Annotated in this window: 17 protein-coding genes; 7 read left to right on the top strand and 10 right to left on the bottom strand. The window is 64.0% G+C overall.

Going from position 1 to position 17,457, the window contains the following annotated elements; translation table 11 throughout:
• Positions 1-55 precede the first annotated feature (55 nt).
• On the top strand, positions 56-559 hold the full coding sequence (locus tag ESZ60_RS10535; protein ID WP_134680543.1) for a TRAP transporter small permease: 504 nt from the start codon (positions 56-58) through the stop codon (positions 557-559).
• The gene (locus ESZ60_RS10530; RefSeq protein WP_134680542.1) at positions 556-1,872 is read left to right on the top strand and encodes a TRAP transporter large permease; all 1,317 of its coding nucleotides are present in this window, start codon (positions 556-558) and stop codon (positions 1,870-1,872) included. Before ESZ60_RS10535 ends, ESZ60_RS10530 begins: the two co-directional genes overlap by 4 nt.
• A 51-nt stretch (positions 1,873-1,923) precedes the next feature.
• On the opposite strand, the gene ESZ60_RS10525 is transcribed toward ESZ60_RS10530, so the two are convergent.
• From ESZ60_RS10525 to dctP, 5 genes are read right to left on the bottom strand one after another with little or no spacing between them, the layout of a single operon-like run.
• A complete protein-coding gene (locus ESZ60_RS10525) occupies positions 1,924-3,441 on the bottom strand; it encodes a malonate--CoA ligase (RefSeq protein WP_134680541.1) in 1,518 nt (505 codons plus the stop codon).
• The gene (locus ESZ60_RS10520; protein WP_425331317.1) at positions 3,438-4,730 is read right to left on the bottom strand and encodes a malonyl-CoA decarboxylase domain-containing protein; all 1,293 of its coding nucleotides are present in this window, start codon (positions 4,728-4,730) and stop codon (positions 3,438-3,440) included. Before ESZ60_RS10520 ends, ESZ60_RS10525 begins: the two co-directional genes overlap by 4 nt.
• 13 nt (positions 4,731-4,743) lie before the next feature.
• The gene (locus tag ESZ60_RS10515) at positions 4,744-6,057 is read right to left on the bottom strand and encodes a TRAP transporter large permease (RefSeq protein ID WP_134680540.1); all 1,314 of its coding nucleotides are present in this window, start codon (positions 6,055-6,057) and stop codon (positions 4,744-4,746) included.
• Positions 6,058-6,606, bottom strand: a complete 549-nt coding sequence (locus tag ESZ60_RS10510; protein WP_134680539.1) for a TRAP transporter small permease subunit — start codon at positions 6,604-6,606, stop codon at positions 6,058-6,060.
• 51 nt (positions 6,607-6,657) lie between these two features.
• Positions 6,658-7,644 carry a TRAP transporter substrate-binding protein DctP gene (dctP, locus tag ESZ60_RS10505; protein WP_134680538.1) on the bottom strand — a complete coding sequence of 329 codons (987 nt, stop codon included), beginning with the start codon at positions 7,642-7,644 and terminating at the stop codon, positions 6,658-6,660.
• Positions 7,645-7,763: 119 nt separating this feature from the next.
• On the opposite strand from dctP, the gene ESZ60_RS10500 reads away from it, so the two are divergent.
• Positions 7,764-8,468, top strand: coding sequence for a GntR family transcriptional regulator (locus ESZ60_RS10500; RefSeq protein ID WP_134680537.1), 705 nt, complete (start codon positions 7,764-7,766; stop codon positions 8,466-8,468).
• Positions 8,469-8,473: 5 nt separating this feature from the next.
• Here the strand turns inward: ESZ60_RS10500 and ESZ60_RS10495 are convergent, their stop codons facing one another.
• The 4 genes from ESZ60_RS10495 to ESZ60_RS10480 form a co-directional block, all read right to left on the bottom strand.
• Positions 8,474-9,580 carry a YihY/virulence factor BrkB family protein gene (locus ESZ60_RS10495; protein ID WP_134680536.1) on the bottom strand — a complete coding sequence of 369 codons (1,107 nt, stop codon included), beginning with the start codon at positions 9,578-9,580 and terminating at the stop codon, positions 8,474-8,476.
• The gene (locus ESZ60_RS10490; protein ID WP_167620118.1) at positions 9,577-10,173 is read right to left on the bottom strand and encodes a methyltransferase domain-containing protein; all 597 of its coding nucleotides are present in this window, start codon (positions 10,171-10,173) and stop codon (positions 9,577-9,579) included. Before ESZ60_RS10490 ends, ESZ60_RS10495 begins: the two co-directional genes overlap by 4 nt.
• Positions 10,174-10,696: 523 nt before the next feature.
• The gene (locus ESZ60_RS10485; protein ID WP_245155659.1) at positions 10,697-11,731 is read right to left on the bottom strand and encodes a mechanosensitive ion channel family protein; all 1,035 of its coding nucleotides are present in this window, start codon (positions 11,729-11,731) and stop codon (positions 10,697-10,699) included.
• A gap of 143 nt (positions 11,732-11,874) precedes the next feature.
• On the bottom strand, positions 11,875-12,723 hold the full coding sequence (locus tag ESZ60_RS10480) for a formate/nitrite transporter family protein (protein ID WP_134680533.1): 849 nt from the start codon (positions 12,721-12,723) through the stop codon (positions 11,875-11,877).
• A 183-nt stretch (positions 12,724-12,906) separates the two neighbouring features.
• Between ESZ60_RS10480 and ESZ60_RS10475 the strand changes: the two genes are divergently transcribed.
• The 3 genes from ESZ60_RS10475 to ESZ60_RS10465 all read left to right on the top strand — a co-directional run bounded on the left by ESZ60_RS10475 (position 12,907) and on the right by ESZ60_RS10465 (position 15,583).
• Positions 12,907-14,166, top strand: a complete 1,260-nt coding sequence (locus ESZ60_RS10475) for a hypothetical protein (RefSeq protein WP_245155658.1) — start codon at positions 12,907-12,909, stop codon at positions 14,164-14,166.
• Between the two features lies 1 nt (position 14,167).
• Entirely contained in the window at positions 14,168-14,896 is a 729-nt protein-coding gene (locus ESZ60_RS10470) for a COG3904 family protein (protein WP_134680532.1), read from the top strand.
• Between the two features lie 219 nt (positions 14,897-15,115).
• On the top strand, positions 15,116-15,583 hold the full coding sequence (locus tag ESZ60_RS10465) for a DUF1236 domain-containing protein (protein ID WP_134680531.1): 468 nt from the start codon (positions 15,116-15,118) through the stop codon (positions 15,581-15,583).
• Positions 15,584-15,664: 81 nt separating this feature from the next.
• Here ESZ60_RS10465 and ESZ60_RS10460 read toward each other — a convergent pair whose 3' ends face one another.
• Positions 15,665-16,258: an NAD(P)H-dependent oxidoreductase gene (locus tag ESZ60_RS10460; protein ID WP_134680530.1), complete on the bottom strand. Its 594-nt coding sequence runs from the start codon at positions 16,256-16,258 to the stop codon at positions 15,665-15,667.
• Positions 16,259-16,428: 170 nt separating this feature from the next.
• Between ESZ60_RS10460 and ESZ60_RS10455 the strand changes: the two genes are divergently transcribed.
• A complete protein-coding gene (locus ESZ60_RS10455; RefSeq protein WP_245155657.1) occupies positions 16,429-17,256 on the top strand; it encodes a DUF1194 domain-containing protein in 828 nt (275 codons plus the stop codon).
• Positions 17,257-17,457: the final 201 nt, after the last annotated feature.

The raw sequence follows: 17,457 nt of genomic DNA, 5'->3' as shown, positions 1-17,457 counted from the left end.
AGGCCGCGCGCGATCTGCGCCGCGCGGCCCCCGCAAGCCCGAAAGGAACCCCGCCATGACCGAGCAAGGCCCCGGAAGCCTGCTGCAATGGAAGCGCTGGGACGAGATGATCGCCGCCGCCTCTCTGGTTGTCATCGTGCTGGCGATCAGCTGGGGCGTGGTCAGCCGCTATGTCCTGCCCACCCCCGCCGCCTGGACCTATGAGGTGGCGAGCCTTGCGTTTGCCTATCTGGTCTTTTTCGGCGCGATTGCCGGGATCCGTTTTGGCGCGCATGCCGCGATCGACGTCCTGGTCGATGCCATGCCGATGGGCTATCGCCGGGCCGTGGCCTGGTTCAACTACATCCTTGTCGGGGGGCTTTTCGTCACCCTCGCAGTGCTGTTCTGCCAGCAGGCGATTATTTCCGCTGGCGCGCGCAGCGTCGCGCTGAACCTGTCGCGCGCGTGGTATTACGGCCCGCTCGCCTTCGCCTCGGCGGGGATGTTCGTGCAGCATCTGGTCTCGGATCGCCCCTGGCGCGGCGAGACCCTCGAACGCCATGCGGATGCAATGATATGACCCTGCTTCACCTTGCCGGTCCGGCCCTTGTCGTGACCCTGCTTTTCCTGCTGCGCACGCCGATCACCTGGGCGATGGCGCTGGGGGCGCTGTTCTTCTTTGTCCTGAACAGGGACATGATCCCGCTGTCGAATTTCGCGCAGGAAATGGCAGAGGGCAGCCAGTCCGTCTCGCTGCTGGCGCTGCCGCTTTTCGTGCTGGCGGGCTGCATCATGAACGCCTCGGGGATCACGCGCAGGCTGATCAATCTGGCCGATGTGCTGGTCGGCCACATGATGGGCGCGCTGGCCCAGATGTGCACGGTGCTGGGGACCCTGTTGGGCGGGCTGACCGCCTCGAGCAATGCCGATGCCGCCATGCTGTCCAAGACGCTGGGTCACCAGATGATCCGCAAGGGCTATTCGGCGGCTTTCGCGGCGGTCATCACCTCGTCGGCCTCGATCATCACGGCGCTGATCCCGCCCTCGATCGGGTTGATCATCTATGGCTACCTGTCCGAAACGTCGATCGGCCGTCTTTTCGCCGCGGGCCTTCTGCCGGGCTTCGTGCTGGCGGTGGCGCTGATGGCCACGACCCGCATCGTCGCGGCACGCCGGGGCTATCTGCCGCAGCGCGCCGAACGCGCGCGCTGGCCCGAGATCCGCAGCGCCTTGCACGACGGGTTATGGGCTCTGTCCATCCCGGTCGTGATCCTTGCGGGCACGCGTTACGGGATCTTTACCACGACGGAATCCGGCGCAGTCGTGGTCGTCTATGTCCTGTTCATCTCGATCTTTGTCTATCGCGAGTTCCGGCTGCGCGACCTGCCCGAGGTGCTGGCCGAGGCCGCGCGCGATTCCGCCACCGTCATGGTGATGATCTGCGCCGCCGCCGCCTTTGGCTTCTACCTGAGCTGGGAGGCCGTGCCGCAAAGCCTTTCCGGCTGGATTGCGGGCGCGACGGACGATCCGCTGCTGATGCTCGTGCTGATCAATGTCGTGCTGATCGTGCTGGGCACGGCGATCGAAGGCTCGGCCGCCCTGATCATCCTGACCCCGATGCTGATGCCCATCGTCACCAAGGTCGGCATCGACCCGGTGCATTTCGGCATCGTCTTCATCACCAACCTGACCATCGCCGGGATCACGCCGCCGGTCGGAGGGATGATGTATATCTCGTCCCAGATCCTGCGCGTGCCGATGATGGATTACGCGCGCGAGGTGATGCCTTTCCTGCTCGCCATGCTGATGGTGCTCGTCGCGCTGTCGGCCTTTCCGCAGATCTCGCTCTTGCTGCCCGATCTGATCTATGGCGCGGCGAATGCACCGATGTAGCTATCGCTCGGGACCGTGGCCGCAGCGTCATCGCTGCGGCCGCCCGAGGGCCTAGCGCTGCAGCGCAAAGACCGATTCAAGTTCCTTGCGGAGCAGGTTCTTTTGCACCTTGCCCATCGTGTTGCGGGGCAGTTCCGGCAGCACCGCGATATGTTTCGGTTGCTTGAAGCGGGCGAGGCTTTGCTCCAGCGCGGTCCTGATCCGGACAAGGTCGGGGGCAGAATCAGGGGCCGCGACCAGCACCGCAACCACGCCTTCTCCGAAATCCGGATGCGGCACGCCGACCACGGCACTTTCCAGAACGCCGGGCTGCTCGTCGAGGATCAGTTCGATCTCCTTGGGATAGACATTGAAGCCCCCGGTGATGATCAGATCCTTTTGCCGCCCGACAATGCTGACATAGCCATCCGGGTCGATCACGCCGATATCGCCGGTCAGGAAAAAGCCGTCCTCGCGCAATTCCTCACGGGTCTTTTCGGGCATTTCCCAATAGCCCAGAAAGACATTGGGGCCACGCACCTCGATCATGCCCGGCTCGCCATCGGGCAGTGTCGCGCCGGTCGCGGGATCGGTGATTTTCAACTCGACCCCCGGCAGCGGGAAGCCCACCGTCCCCGCGCGGCGCTCGCCGTCATAGGGGTTTGAGGTGTTCATGTTCGTTTCGGTCATGCCATAGCGCTCGAGGATGCGATGGCCGGTGCGGTCTTCGAATTGACGATGGGTTTCGGCAAGCAGCGGCGCCGAACCCGAGGTGAACAGCCGCATATGCCCGACCAGATCGCGGTCAAAACGCGGATCGTTCAGCAAACGGGTGTAAAATGTCGGAACTCCCATCATGGTGGTCGCGCGCGGCAAGAGTTCGATCACCTGATCCAGCTTGAACCCCGGCAAAAAGATCATCCTGCCGCCTGACCGCAGCACCACGTTCGAGGCGACGAAAAGCCCATGCGTGTGAAAGATCGGCAGCGCGTGAAGCAGCACATCATCCTTGGTGAAGCGCCATTCCCGGACCAGAACCTCGGCGTTCGACAACAGGTTCGACTGGCTCAACATCGCCCCTTTCGACCGGCCGGTCGTTCCCGAGGTATAAAGAATGGCGGCCAGATCGTCCGGGTTTCGCGCGGCGGGCGTGAAATCCCCTGCCTCGGCGGCCAGATCGGGCAGGCTGCCCGCGCCCGCGCCGTCCATCGTCTGGAACCGCGCGCCATGCCGGGCCGCGACGGCATGCAGGGCCTCGGCCTTGGCGGGGTCGCCCACCAGCATGGCGGCGCGGGAATTGCCGACAAAGTAATCCACCTCTTCGGGGGTATAGGCGGTGTTGAGGGGCAGGAAAACGACCCCGGCCGCGACAGCGCCCAGATACAGCGCCAGCGCTTGCGGGGATTTTTCGATCTGGACGGCAAGCCGGTCGCCCGGAACCAATCCCGCGCCCGCCAGCGCTGCGGCAAGGCGCATGGCCCTGCCGTAAAGCTCTGCGCCTGACATTCCGGCCCCCACGGCATCGATCAGCACATCGTCACGGCGTTCGGCCAGAGGTGCGACGAGGGCGTCGTAAAGCGGATTGGTCATTGTCTTCTTCCTGTCGTATTGCGCTGCGCGAGCAGGGCGTGAACCTGTTTCGAGGCAGTCACCTCGCGCTGGGTGACGAAACACTCGTTGTTCTGTTCGACCTTTTCGGGGTCGTAAAGGTAATTCACCATCGCCGTCCGGCTTTGGCGCAACCCGTTGGCCGAGATGTCGGCCAGGGCGTGGATGTCGTGCAGGGCCGCACCATTGCCAAGGTGAAAGCGCGCGACGGGGTCTACGGGCAGACCATCCCCGCGCTTGGCTTTCAGCAGATATTCCGCGGTCAGGCGGCGCAGATCCTCGGCATGGGGGCGCAGGGTTTCAGGATCGGCGGCCTCGATCAGGGCGGCGGCCTCGGGGCGCTCGGGGGCGCGTTCTTTCAGCCAGCGGACCAAGCCGGGGATGGGCGAAAGGGTGACGAAACGGCTGACCTGCGGCAGGTCGCGCTTGAGTTCCTCGACCACCTGCTTGATCAGCGAATTGCCAAAGGAAATGCCGCGCAGGCCCTCCTGGCAATTCGAGATGGAATAAAAGACGGCGGTGTCGAACTCGGTCTCGGCGCTGCGCTCTTCGGCCAGCAGCGCCTGAACCGATCCGGGGATGCCCTTGCACAGCGCGACCTCGACAAAGATCAGCGGCTCTTCGGGCATGGCGGGATGGAAGAAGGCAAAGCAGCGCCGGTCATCGGGACGCAAGCGGCGTTGCAGATCGTGCCAATCGTTGATGGCATGGACCGCCTCGTATTCGATGATCTTTTCCAGGATATTCGCGGGCGTGCGCCAGTCGATATGACGCAGCACCAGGAAACCGCGGTTGAACCAACTTGCGAAAAGATGCTGAAAATCCGTGTCGATCACGCCCAGCCGCGGCGCGTCGGGCAGAAGCCGCAACAGATCGAGCCGCATCCGCACCAGCGTCTCGGTCGCGCCGGGGGCCTGATTGAGGCGGCGGAACAATTCCTGCCGGCGCGGCTCGGCCTCGCGCGAGAGCCGCGCGAGATCGCCCGGGGCATGGGACGCGCCATAGCGCTTTGCGGCCTCGATCACGGCGGCAGGGTCAAGGTCGAGAGCCTGCGCGAGATGGTCGAAAAAGGCGCGGCGCGCTTCGGCGGACATGGCCCGGTAATGCGACAGGATGTCCCGCGCGAGCCGCACCCCCGAGACCTCGCCTTGCGAGGACAAGAGCGCGTCGCAAAGCTCGGTGATCGGGCGCTGGCTGGGGCCGGGCGGTGTCGTGGCCCGGCGCTCGAAAATCGTGGACATCAGTTCCGAAAAGAACGCGATGCGGGCCATTTTGCCTCCTTTGTCAGATCTGGCCCATCACGAGGTTCGGCAACCAGGTTGCAAGGCCGGGGAAAATGCACAGGATGATGATCGCCGCGAACATGCAGCCCACGAAGGGGGCCGATCCCATCAGGATCGTGCGCAGCGAGATATTGGGCGCGATCGAGTTGATGACGAAAAGGTTCAGCCCGACCGGCGGCGTGATCAGCCCGACCTCCATGTTGATCGTCAGGATGACGGCGAACCAATAGGGGTCGAATTGCGCGGCCTCGAGGATCGGCATCAGGATCGGCGCGGTCATCAGGATCACCGCCACCGGCGGCAGGAAGAAGCCGGCGATCAGCAGGAAGAGATTGATGAGCGCCATCAGCACCCAACGGTTGACCTCGAGCCCCGCGATCCATTGCGCGATCGACTGCGTGATGAAGAGCGAGGACATCATATAGGCAAACACGCCCGCCGCCGCCATGATGAACAGGATCATGACGCTTTCGCGGGTGCTGTCGCGCAGCACGCCCCAGATCGCGCGCGGGTTCCACAGCCGGTAGATCAGGATCGCCATCAGCAGGCACAGCACCGCGCCGACGGCGGCCGTTTCCGAGGTCGTGGCGATCCCGCCATACATCGAATACAGCACCCCCGCGATGACCAGCAGGAAGGGCAAGACCCGCGGCAGGATCTCGAAGCGTTCGCGCAGGCTGTAGCTGCGCGGCGACAGCACCGCGGTATTCCCCGAGCGCCATGTCGCGAATATCGCCCAACCCATGAACAGCGCCGTCAGCAGCAGGCCGGGGATGATCCCTGCCAGAAACAGGCGCCCGATCGAGGTCTCGGTGGCGATGCCATAGACGATCATCGTGACCGAGGGCGGGATCAGGATACCGAGCGTCCCGCCTGCCGCGATGGCACCCGCCGCGACGCCGTCGGGATAGCCGCGCTTCTGCATCTCGGGGATGCCCATCTTGCCGATGGCGGCACAGGTCGCGGGCGACGAGCCCGACAATGCGGCAAAGAGCGCGCAGGCCCCCAGATTGGACACGACCAAGCCGCCCGGCACGCGGGTCAGCCAGCGTTCCAGCGCCTCGAACAGATCCGCCCCCGCCCGCGTCGAGGCGACCGCCGCGCCCATGATGATGAACATCGGGATCGACAGGATGGTAAAGCTGTTGAGGTCGGCGAAAAAGATCTCGGGGATCATTTCCAGCGAACGCGTGCCGTCAAAGACCAGCAGGAAGAATGCCGCGACAAGCAGCAGCCCGACCGCCACCGACACGCCGGAAAACAGGATGACGATGGTGGCGACGGCGACCAGAAGGCCAAGCGAAAGCGGGTCCATTCACCCCTCCTTGATGCCAAAGGGCGGTTCGGCCCCGGTCACGAGCTTGACCAGATCCGCGACGAGTTGCAGCAGGAACAGGCCAAAGCCCAGCGGCAGGGACAGATAGGGAACCCATAGCGGCGGCGCCCAGACGGTCGAGGATTTCCAATTCCGTTCAAAGGATTGGTGCCACAAGTCCCAGGAATACCAGGTGATCACCAAGGTAACCGCGATGGTGGCCAGCAGGACGGCATAGGCCAGCACGCGGCGTGACCGCGGACCCAGCGCCATCGGGATCAGATCGACATTCACATGCCCGCGCATCTGCTGGACATATCCAAGCCCCAGCGTGGTCGCGGCGATCATCAGGTAGATCACCGCCTCGGTCTGCCAGATGGTCGATTGGCCAAGGACATAGCGGACAAAAATCATCTGGCAGGTTACGAAAAGCGCGATGATGGTCAGCGCGGCCGCGATCCAGCCGAACACCGCCGTCACCGCTTCGACAGCGCGCACAAAGACAGTTCCGCCCTTCCGGGACGAAACGACCGCGGGGGATGCGGACATGGGATTACTCCGTATCGAAAGTTGCGGACACCAAAGGGTGCCCGCCTGCCGTCACTCGACCGAAAGCGCCATGTCGAGCAGCTTCTGCCCGTCCGGCACGTCCTTGACGAATTGCTTGTAGGACGATTCCTCGGCCAGCTTCTTCCAGGCGTCGAAATCGGCCTGGGTCATTTCGGCGATCTCGACGCCGGCTGCCTTGAAGGCCTCGACCGAGGCGGCATCCTCTTTCTTGGCTTCCTCGAGGTAATAGGCTTCGGCCTTGGCCGAAGCGGCGCGCAGGGCCTCTTGCTGTTCGGGTTTCAGCTTGTCGAAGGTGGTCTTGTTGACCAGAAGCGGCTGATACATGAACCACAGCGCGACATCCGCGGCGGGGGTGTAGCATTTCGCCAGTTCCTGAAGCCGGAACGACACGAAGGATGAGGACGAGGTGTTCAGCGCCTGCAAGACGTTCTGCTGCATGGCGTTATAGGTCTCCGAGGATGGCATCGAGGCGATCGAGGCTCCCGCCGCCTGCAGCATTTCCTCGAAGCCCTTGCCCGCGGCGCGCACGGTCTTGCCCTTGACGTCCTCGGGCTTGGTGATGCAGCCATCCACGCTGGCAAAGCCCCCGGCAAGATAGCCGTGGACCAGCGTCATCACGTCATCCTCGTTCAACACGCGCTCGATCTCGGCCATGAAGGGCGAGGCGTTCATTCGCGCGGCGTGATCGTGGCTCTTGATCAGGCCCGGCATCAGGGTCAGGTTGTATTCTGGGCGCTGTCCGCCCGCATAGGACAGCGGCAGCACCGTCATGTCCAACTGACCACGGCTCAGTGGCTGATATTGCTCGGTCGCCTTGAACAGCGAACCCGAGGGGAAGATCTTGATCGTCAGATCCACATTCGCCGCAGCAACGTCATCCGCGACCATCTGGGCAATCTTGTGGCGCAGGTCGCCCGGCGCAAATTGATGTGACAGGCGCAGTTCTTCGGCTCCGGCGGCGGAAACGGCAAGCGCCAGAGGGATCGCAGCAAAGGCTGCCATCTTAGCAAATTTCATCGAAAACCTCCTCCCAAAGGTACCGTGCTTTTCTCACGATTGATGCAGCTTGCGATTATCTGCATTCCCAGTCAATAATCTTGTATGCAAGAATTTGTGCGGTGAATGCAGGCAGCAAGATGCAGGACAGATCGGACAGCCGTCGTACCGACCGTATCCGCGAGGCTTTGGAAGAGATGATCGTCGAGGGACGTTTCGCCGATGGCGAGCGGCTGGACGAGGTCAGCCTGTCCAAGAGTTTCGGCGTGTCCCGGACACCGCTCCGCGAGGCATTTCAGGCGCTGGCAAGCTCGGGTCTGGTCGAGATCCGGGCGCGCCGCGGAACATTCGTGCGCTTTCCCTCGCTCGAAGATGTGGTCGAGATGTTCGACGTCATGGCCGAGATCGAGGCGCTGTGCGGCCGCTATGCCGCGCGCCGGCTTGCCCAGGCCGACCGGCTGGCCATGGGCGACGCGCTGCGGGCCTGCGAGGATGCGGCGTCCATTCCCGATGTCGAGGCCTATTACCGCGCGAACCATGATTTCCATGCCGCGATCTATCGGGCTTCGGGCAATCGGTTTCTGGCCAATGAGGCCGAGCGGCTGCACCGTCGCCTCAAGCCCTTCCGCCGGCTGCAATTGCGGGTCCGGGGACGGATCCCCGAATCCCTGGCCGAGCACACGCGGATTTTCGAAGCGATTGTGGGCGGGGACGAAGCGGCGGTCTCTTGCGAATTGCGTCGCCATATTGCGGTGCAGGGCGACGGATTCGCGGATCTGGTGGCGGGCTACCGCGCTGCGGTGACGGGGGCAAAAGGGGCCGCGCGGGCGCGCCGTCCGGCCTGAGCCGCTCAGCGCGGGGCGCCGCCGTCCTTGCGGCTCAGCGCGTGCCAGAGCACCAGCCCGCCCAGAGCGATGAGTGGCACCAGCGCAGGGCGTTCCTGCGTTTCGGGCGCAGTCCGGCCTGCCTTTCCCGGCGTTGGCGGCGAGAAAAAGGCGTGGCGGGGCTCGGGCGTGCTATCCGTTTGCGGGGCTGACTTATCCGGGGCCGAGTTTTCGGAGGCTGGATCTCGTCCGGCCTGTTGCTCGATCTCGGCATTCAGTTCCGCCCCGGCAAGCACGACAAAGGCGGAAAGCCACAGCCATGTCAGCAGGATGATCACGCCTCCAAGCGCGCCATAGGTTTCGGCATAGGTGCCAAGATTCTGCACATAGACGGAGAACCCAATCGTTCCCGCGATCCAGACAAGGGTGGCAAGACAGGCGCCGGGGCTGACCCAGCGCCAGCGCGCCGGACGCCGCGACGGCCCGAAACGGTAGATGAAGGCAAGTCCCAGCATGGTGAACAGGGCAAGGATCAGCCAGCTGGCCCAAGGCAGGACCGCCTCGATCACGCCGCCCAAGGGCAGGAATTGCAGGATCGAGGGCAGGATGATCGCCAGAGCCAGCGTGGCGAGGAAGCCGACGAGGATGGCCAGTGTCAGGATCAGGGCGGTCAGGTAAAGGCGGAAAAAGCCCCTGTCCTCGGTCTCGTCATAGGCGATATTCAGGCCTTCGATCAGGGTCATCACGCCCTTCATCGCGCCATAGACCGCCACGGCGAGGCCGGAAAGCGCCACCAAGCCACTGCCTGCGCCGCTGCCGCCAGTCACCGCGAACACCTGACCCTCGATGATCGACGCGGCACTGGGCGGAAGCCGCGAGGCCAGCCGCGTCAGTTCGCTGCCGAGATCCGACGGGTCCAGAAAGAATCCCGAAAGCCCCACCAGCGCGGCGATGGCGGGGAAAAGCGCGATCAGGCCATAAAAGGCAATCCCCGCCGCGACCACCGAGACATGATCCTCGGCGATCTCCTTGCGAAGCCGGGTCAGGATCTGCCGCCAGCCGCGCAAGGGAATTGCCGCCGGCGAGCGGGCCTTGCGCCCCGTGGATGTGCTGCGGGGCGCGGCGAGAGTCATGCGATCGCCTCGTTTGCCGGGGCTTCATTCGCACCGGCAGATGGTGCGGCGGAAAGCGTCTGATGCATATAGGCGCAGAGATCGGGATGCCAGACGGTCGTCATTTCGCGGAACTTGCGAAACTCGGACAGGAATGCCTCGGCCGGACCGGGGCGCTGCATCCGGTCATCGCGCCCGGCGCAAAGCACCACGATCTCGCCGCATTCGCTAAGGCTCGCGGCACAGCGCCGCGCGAGCAGCCGGGGTTCGAAACGGGTCATCCCAAGCGGCAGTTCCGACAGGACGACAAGGTCGAAATTCCGCCGGGGCCAGTGCTGCGGCGAAGCCTGCCGGACCCGCGCCTGCGGTCGGCTGAGCAGGAACTTGCGGGCCTGCGTGACGGCTGCGGCCGAGCGGTCGAGCATCAGGAACCGGTCGGCGCGTCGGGCAAGCTCGACATTCAGCGGCGCCGTGCCGCATCCGATCTTGAGAATGCTGGAATAGTGGTGACGACCCAGCCGCGCGACGAGCGCGCGTGCGACCGCATCCTCGTGACCTATCGGATCGGCCGGACCGTCGGGGCGGTTTGCAGCGCAAGGCGGCCGGAATCGCATGTCGCGATCCCCACAGAAACGGGCATGGGGCATGATACGGATCGGTTCGATGAGGTCAGAAATTTGACTATCCTCGGGTATTTCTATTGCTGTGATCCGAATTCGACTGTCCGGATATGGAAGTCACAACACGGGCATGCCGGATGGGTTCCTGCAGAATTCCTGTGGAACGCGAAAACGACCGAGTCGTGATCGCGCCCCGGTAGCGGCTAGGGGCTGGATCTTCAGAACCCTCGGCGTCTGATGCACGCTGTTCACAGTGAGGTCAGGCCCGGCGATGAAGGGCGTCGCTGGGCCGGATCGTGGTCTTTGTCGCCTCTCTGACTGGCAAGAAGCTAACCGCAGGATTCCGTGAAAGTGTGACGGATTAGCAAGGTGATAGCTGGGCTTCGTCGAAAACTTCTACGCGGAGATTACGGAATTCAGGGCCATCGCGACCCGCTAGGGAGCGACGAGCCGGAGTTCCGCCGCGCACTGGAATCGCGACGCAACCCTATCGCATTGTTGTGAATCTCCGCAGCGCCTAATTCAAGGCGACTGCGGCCGCCTCGGTGATGCTGGCGCGGGTCTGCGGCAGGGCGCTCGGCTGCACGCGCTGCAGATAGGCCAGCAGCTTTTCGCGGATTTCGCAGCGCAGATCAAAGGCCTTTCCGGCATGGTTCGCGCTGGCGAGGATGCGGATCTCGACCTCTCTTTGACGGAACTCGGTGACTTGCAGGGCAAAGACATCGCCATTCCAGAGGGGCGACGCCCGCGTGATGCGCTCGGCCTCGGCCCGCAATTCCGGGATCGAGACGCCGTAATCCAGATAGATCATCACTGTGCCGATCAGCGCGGCGTCCTTGCGGGTCCAGTTCTGGAAGGGCGTCTCCATGAAGTAGTTCAGCGGCACGATCAGGCGGCGCTTGTCCCAGACACGGATCACCACATAGGTCGCGGTGATTTCCTCGACATTGCCCCATTCGCCCTCGACAATCACCGCATCGTCGATCCGGATCGGCTGGGTCAGCGCAAGCTGGATCCCGGCCAAGATATTGCGCAGCACCGGTTGCAGGGCAAGGCCGAGCACGATCCCCGCCGCCCCCGCCGATGCCAAGAGACTGACGCCATATTGCCAGACACGGTCGAAGGTCATCAGCGCGGCGCTGACCCCCACGGCGATGACCAGAACCACCGTCACGCGCTGCAGGATGCGCGTCTGGGTGACATGCTTGCGGGCCAGCAGATTGTCCTCGACATCGAGCCGGAATTTTCGCAGATGCAGCGCCATCCACACATCCAGCATGATCGTCACGATCCACGTGATGCAGGCGATGAAGGCGATCAGCAGCACATGGCGCAGGATCGCGCCCTGTTGCGGCGGCAGGGGTGCGATATTGGCCGCAAAGGACAGGGCCATGATCATCAGGCCCAGTTGGACCGGGCCGCGCGCACGGACGACCATGCGCCGCCAGAACTCATCGCGGTGACGGATGGCTTTCAGCGCCGCGCGATAGATCAGGTAGCCCGCGCTCCAGGCGACGATGAGCGCCAGCAGGAAAATCAAGGTGGTATGCATCCAGGGTTGCATCGGACCTCGCTGTTTTCATCAAACCAGCCAAACACGGCGTTGCTTACGCGGGTTCCGAAGACCCTGGCCGAAAGGCAAGTCCCGGCCGGGTCAGCGCGCGAAAGCGGCAGTCCGCCGCCTGAACCCGGGGCCTAATTGCCCTCTTCGTCGGCGCGAACCTCAAGATGGGTGACCAGCGCGAATATCGCGGTTCCGCCCAGAATATTGCCCAGCGTCACGGGGATGAGGAAATCCCCGATCGCGGCGGTGACGGAGGTCTCGCCCATGAAGAGCAGGTAGGCGACCTCGATCGCGCCGACGATGACATGCGGGAAATCGCCGATCGCGACCAGATAGGTGGCCAGAAAGACGAGGACCAGCTTGGAGGCCTCGAGGCCGCGGATGGCCCAGACCATCGTGCCGATCATCCAGCCCGACACGATCCCGCCAGTGAACATCTGGGTCGGGGTCTTTTCCATCAGATGCAGGCTGATCGACAGGAAGGCCTCGGTGGTTTCGGCGCTGAAGAGCGGCATCCAGACAAACACCGCCGCCGCGATCATGCCCCCCAGGATATTCCCGCCGAGCACCGATCCCCAGAGCCGAAGAAGTCGGCCCAGATTGCCCAAGCTGGGGTGGCGCAGCACGGGAATGACCGGAGTGACGGTGTTCTCGGTGAAAAGCTGCTGGCCCGCCGCGATGACGAACATGAAGCCGAAAGTGTAGCCCACGGCCTCGATCAGAAATCCCAGTTCGATCTCGGGCAGGTTCGCCTGAAAGATCCCGCGCGCCACCAGTGAAAGGCTCATGGTGATCCCGCCCGCCAGCGCCGACCAGAAAAGCGCGGCCGCCTCACGCGAAAGCTCGCGTTCGCCTTCGCGGCGCAAAAGTTCATGGACCGTCGCCGCCTTGGAGGGCATCCGGTCGTCCAGTTCCTCCTCGGGAATCGCCTTGGCGGTTTCCGGATCAGCCGGCTTCCTGTCGTCTATTTCGCTGCCCATCGCCATTTCCGCCTGTTATGTCCTGCAAACGTGACGCTTGCCACGGAGTTCGGGTTCCGAAACTCTTGCAAGCGGGCGGCAGGGAATGTCGCGGCTGTGAAGGCGCGTGATCGGGCTGCGGATGCACTTTGCCGGTGGGCAGTGTATCTGTCTTGGGATCACGGATCTTTGGGCGGGGGCGGCATGGACGAGACTTCACGACCATTGGGAAGCTCGGGCGATCGATATGCCCGTGAGCTGGAACGCCATCTGGACTGGCTCGACACGTTTTCCTCGACCGCCCTGGGCGTGCTTGCAGCGGCATCGGGGATATATACCTATCTGGGCGTGCGCACGCTTCTGGACAGTCCCGGGCTTTGGACCACCTTTGCCGCGCTGTCCTATTCGATCGCCGTCTCTGTCGGGATCTTCGTCTTCTGGTCCTATATGATGCGCCTGCTTCCGGCCGTGCGCAGCGCGGCGTCGCGGGTCGGGCTGCTGCTGGCCATGGCTCTGGGCAGCGTGGCGATCGTCGCGATGTCGTCCTGGCTGAATGCCGCGGCGCTGGCCGGATCGGCAGCGGTCGAGACCCATATGGCGGTGACCGTCCAGCATTACCAGGCATCGCTGGAACGCGCCCATTCCAATGCGGTCGCCGGTCAGGCGCTGGCGCGCGATGTGGCGCGGGTCAGGCAAAGCTTTGCCGATCTCTCCGAGCAAGAGGCAGGGGGCACACTATCGGGCTTTTCCGGGCGGGGGGCGGTTTTCCGCGTCCTTACGCAAAAAGGCGCAGAATTACAGGCGCTTGAAGCACAGCTTTCAAGCGTTTCCGACCCTATCGAGGAAACATTTGCCGAAGGCAACCGGATCCTGTCGCGCATGCGCGGCGTCTCGGTCGAGCCCGGCGCGCTGGAAGAAAGGACGGTCCGGTTTTCCGAGGACGCGGTCGAACTGGCCGGGTTGATCACCGAATTGCGCCAGCTCAATCCCGCGCCGCAGGTGACGCGCGCGGCCAAGGATCTGGCCGACGCGGTGGTCCTGCCCGAGCTTGACGGCTCGACCCCGGAAATGCGCGCGGGGCAGTCCAGCACGATCACCTCGGTTCTGGCGCTGGTCGAGCAGCGGGGCCGGACACTTTCGACCGCCGCCGCCGAGGTCGAGAGCCTGCCTCAGCCGGACGAAACCATCTATACCCCGATGTCCGCGGCGGATGCGGTCATCGTCTATGCCCGGAATTTCGTTCCGGCCTGGGCGGGGGCGATCTCGATCGACCTACTTCCGGCGGTTCTGGTGCTGATCGTCATGGTGGTGCAGGCGGCGATCCGCTCGGGGCGCGGGGAACATGAGAGCGACGACCGCATGACGGTGGGGGAGTTGCGCGCCGCTTTGGCCGCCGCCGAACAGCTGCGCCGGGCCGAGGCGGCGGTCGAGCCCCCCCGCGCCATCAAGGGACCCGAGGGCTAGGATGCGGTTCCTGGCCTCGCCGCAGCGGGCGATCCGTGCTGTCCTGATCTCGCAGGTGGTGCTGGCGGCGGCGATCATCGGGCTGGATCTGGCGCGAAGCCCCGCGGCAGTCGCGCCCGGCCTCTTTGCCCCCGCGACCGATGCCCCCGCGACGCGGCCCTATCGGCCCGACCGCGGCCCGGCCGAACCGGGTGGGCCGCCCATGCGTCCGATGGCGGACCGGCTTGATTTCACGCTCGACGGCGATGTTCTGCGCCTGTCCGGGCAGATCGCGCCGGGGGATGCCGATCGCTTCCTGGACTGGCTCGATGAAAGCCGCGCCGGGATCGTCCGGGTCGCGCTGGACAGTTCCGGAGGCTCGGTCTCGGATGCATTGGCCATCGGTGAGACCATTCGCTCGGCCGGATATGATACCTTGGTCGAGGCGGGTTCGGTCTGTCTTTCCGCCTGTCCCTATATCCTCGCCGGAGGGGTCAGGCGCGAAGCCGCGGCGGGTGCCGTAGTCGGGGTCCATCAAAGCTATTTCGGCAAAAACACTCTGCTTCCCGCCTTCATGGCGGTCAGCGATGTGCAGCAGGCCCAGGCCAAGGTGATGGATTTCCTGACCCGGATGGGGATCGATCTGCGCCTCGTCATCCATGCCCTGCGCACCCCGCCCGAAGAGATCACCATTCTCGATCCCGATGAGATGCGGGAACTGCGCCTGACGACCCAGCCCGACCCGGAATAGGCCCGGAAAGCGGGGGTCGCGGACCAAAATTTCCGCCTTGCGCATGTTTTGGCCGATGCTCGGTTTTTCGCCGCCAAGTCATGCATTTGATGCAAAAGATTTGGCGCATTCACCCGAGGGGGACGGTGCGACGCAGGGATGCCGGGCAGGTTTTTCCGGAACCTTGCTGCGGCGGCGTGGTTGTGTCGCCGAAAGCAAAAGAACAGAGGAAACAATACGATGAACAGCATTCTTGCCCTTTCGGTGGGCGCGTTCACGCTTGCCTCCACCGCCGGTGTCGCCCTTGCCCAGACCACCGTCACCACCACGGCCGAGCCCGTTGTTGTCCAGCAAAAGGTCGAGCCCGGCCAGGACACCTCGGGCGGCGGCGCGGCTGGCGGTGCGACGACCGGCATGGTTGCCGGCGCGATCGCCGGCGGTCCCGTCGGGGCTGTCGTGGGCGGTGTCGTGGGCGCTGTCGCAGGTGATGTCGCCGAAGACGCGATGACGGCTGAGACCCGGACCTATGTGCTGGAAAACCGTGTCCAATCCGTCCCGGTTCAGGGCCAGGTGGTCGTCGGCACCGAATTGCCGCAGACCGTCCAGATCCAGCAGATCCCGGATTCGGAATATCGCTATGTCTATGTCAACGAGCAGCCCGTGATCGTCGATCCGAACAGCCGCAAGGTCGTTCACATCGTCCAGTAACACGGCAAAGACGCCGCGTTCTGAACGCGAGCCCCCGCCAGTGGCGGGGGCTTTTTGCATTCCGACCCGGAGACGGGATGTCTATGCGGTCAGGCGTTGGGTGATCTCGACCAGCCGACGGGCCTGATGGGCAACGGCCGCGCGGCCCTTTTCGTCGAACTTTCCTGCCTCGGTCGAGAACCCATAGGGGTTGCCTCCGGCCTCGTAGAGGACCGGATCGGTATAGCCGGGCGGCACGATGATCGCGCCCCAATGCATCGCGGTCGTGTAGAGCCCAAGGATCGTCGCCTCTTGTCCGCCATGCGCATTCTGCGCGCTCGTCGTCGCGGTAAAGGTCTTTCCGGCAAGCTGGCCCTGAGACCAGATCCCGCCCAGAGTGTCGATAAAGGCGCGCAACTGGCTGGGGCCGCCGCCGAAACGGGTCGGTGCGCTGATGAAATAGCCATCCGCCCAGACCATGTCATCGGCCGTCACGGTGGGGATGTCCTTGATTTTCTCGAGCGTGGCTTTCCAGGCTTCCTGACCATTCACCACGGATTCGGGCGCGGTTTCAGCGATGCGCAGCAGGCGCACCTCGGCCCCGGCGGCGCGGGCGGCCTCAGCAGCGGCCGAGGCGACCTGATGGTTCGTGCCATAGGTGGAATAAAAGACGACGGCGATCTTGGGTTGTCCCATCAGGGGCTCCTCTGAACTGTTGGACCGGGGCATCTGAGCGCAGCATGCGACAGATCCCTTGTCGATTGCAAAGCTCGATTTGGCCTTCGAAAGGCAGGATCCGGGCGCAGCAGGCCGAACTTTCGGAATTGTGATTTGGTTTGCATCGTGGTTTTGGCGAGGCTCTTCTGGTGAAACACTCTCAGTTCGCCTTTCTTTGTCCGCTTCTGGCGGTGACCGGGCTGACTGGCCCGGTTCACGCGCAATCGCCGGCCGGCGATCTGGGCGTGGGGGTCGAACTTGTGCTCGCCGTCGATATTTCCCGATCGATCGATCCCGCCGAACAGGCCATCCAGCGCCGGGGCTATGCCGAGGCGTTTCGCAGCGTGCAGATGCAAAAGGCGATCCTGCTGGGCGATTGGAAGCGGATCGCGGTCACCTATGTGGAATGGGCGGGGGCCGGATCCCAGACCATCACGATCCCCTGGACCTTGATCGACAGTCCTGCCGCCGCCGAGGAGTTTGCGGGCCGGATCGAATCCGGGGCGTCGCTTCCCGTTTCCCGGACCTCGATTTCCGGGGCGATTGATTTTGCGGCGGAACTCTTCGAAGGCAATGGCTATTCCGGGGGAAGGCGCGTGATCGACGTGTCGGGCGATGGCCCGAATAATCAGGGCCGCATGGTCACCGATGCCCGTGACGCCGCCCTGGCGCGCGGCATCACGATCAACGGATTGCCCTTGCAGGTCGATGATGCCGAGGGCGGCGGGGGCTGGAGCACCATTCCCGATCTGGATCGCTACTATATCGACTGCGTGATCGGCGGCATGGGGGCGTTTTCTATCGCCGTCACCGACTGGGATCAATTCGCGGCAGCGGTGCGGCGCAAGCTGGTTCTCGAAGTTGCCGGGCAGGAGCCGGTCTCGCGCGAGGCGGTGACCCGCGCTCAGGTCCGATCCAGCGATTGCCTTGTCGGAGAACGGCGCTGGGAGGATCGCCAGCGCCTTTGGGCCGAATGATCGGCAGAAAATCCGCCGCGCCATCCTTTGCCCCGGCCCTGAGTGACGTCGGTGCTTGCAAATTCCGTTATATGGGGTCAGATTGGAACAACTCGTGAACACCGGCGCGCTGATTGCCCGGCCGGGCAGAGTGTGAAACAAACATGAGGACAGCGTGGCAGGGGCGACACTTTTCGACATGAGCGACAAGAAGACGGCAGA

This window comes from Paracoccus ravus, from assembly GCF_004522175.1.
Classification (GTDB): Bacteria; Pseudomonadota; Alphaproteobacteria; order Rhodobacterales; family Rhodobacteraceae; genus Paracoccus; species Paracoccus ravus.
The sequence above is the reverse complement of the archived record's forward strand: the minus strand, read 5'-3'. Positions and strand labels throughout refer to the sequence as shown.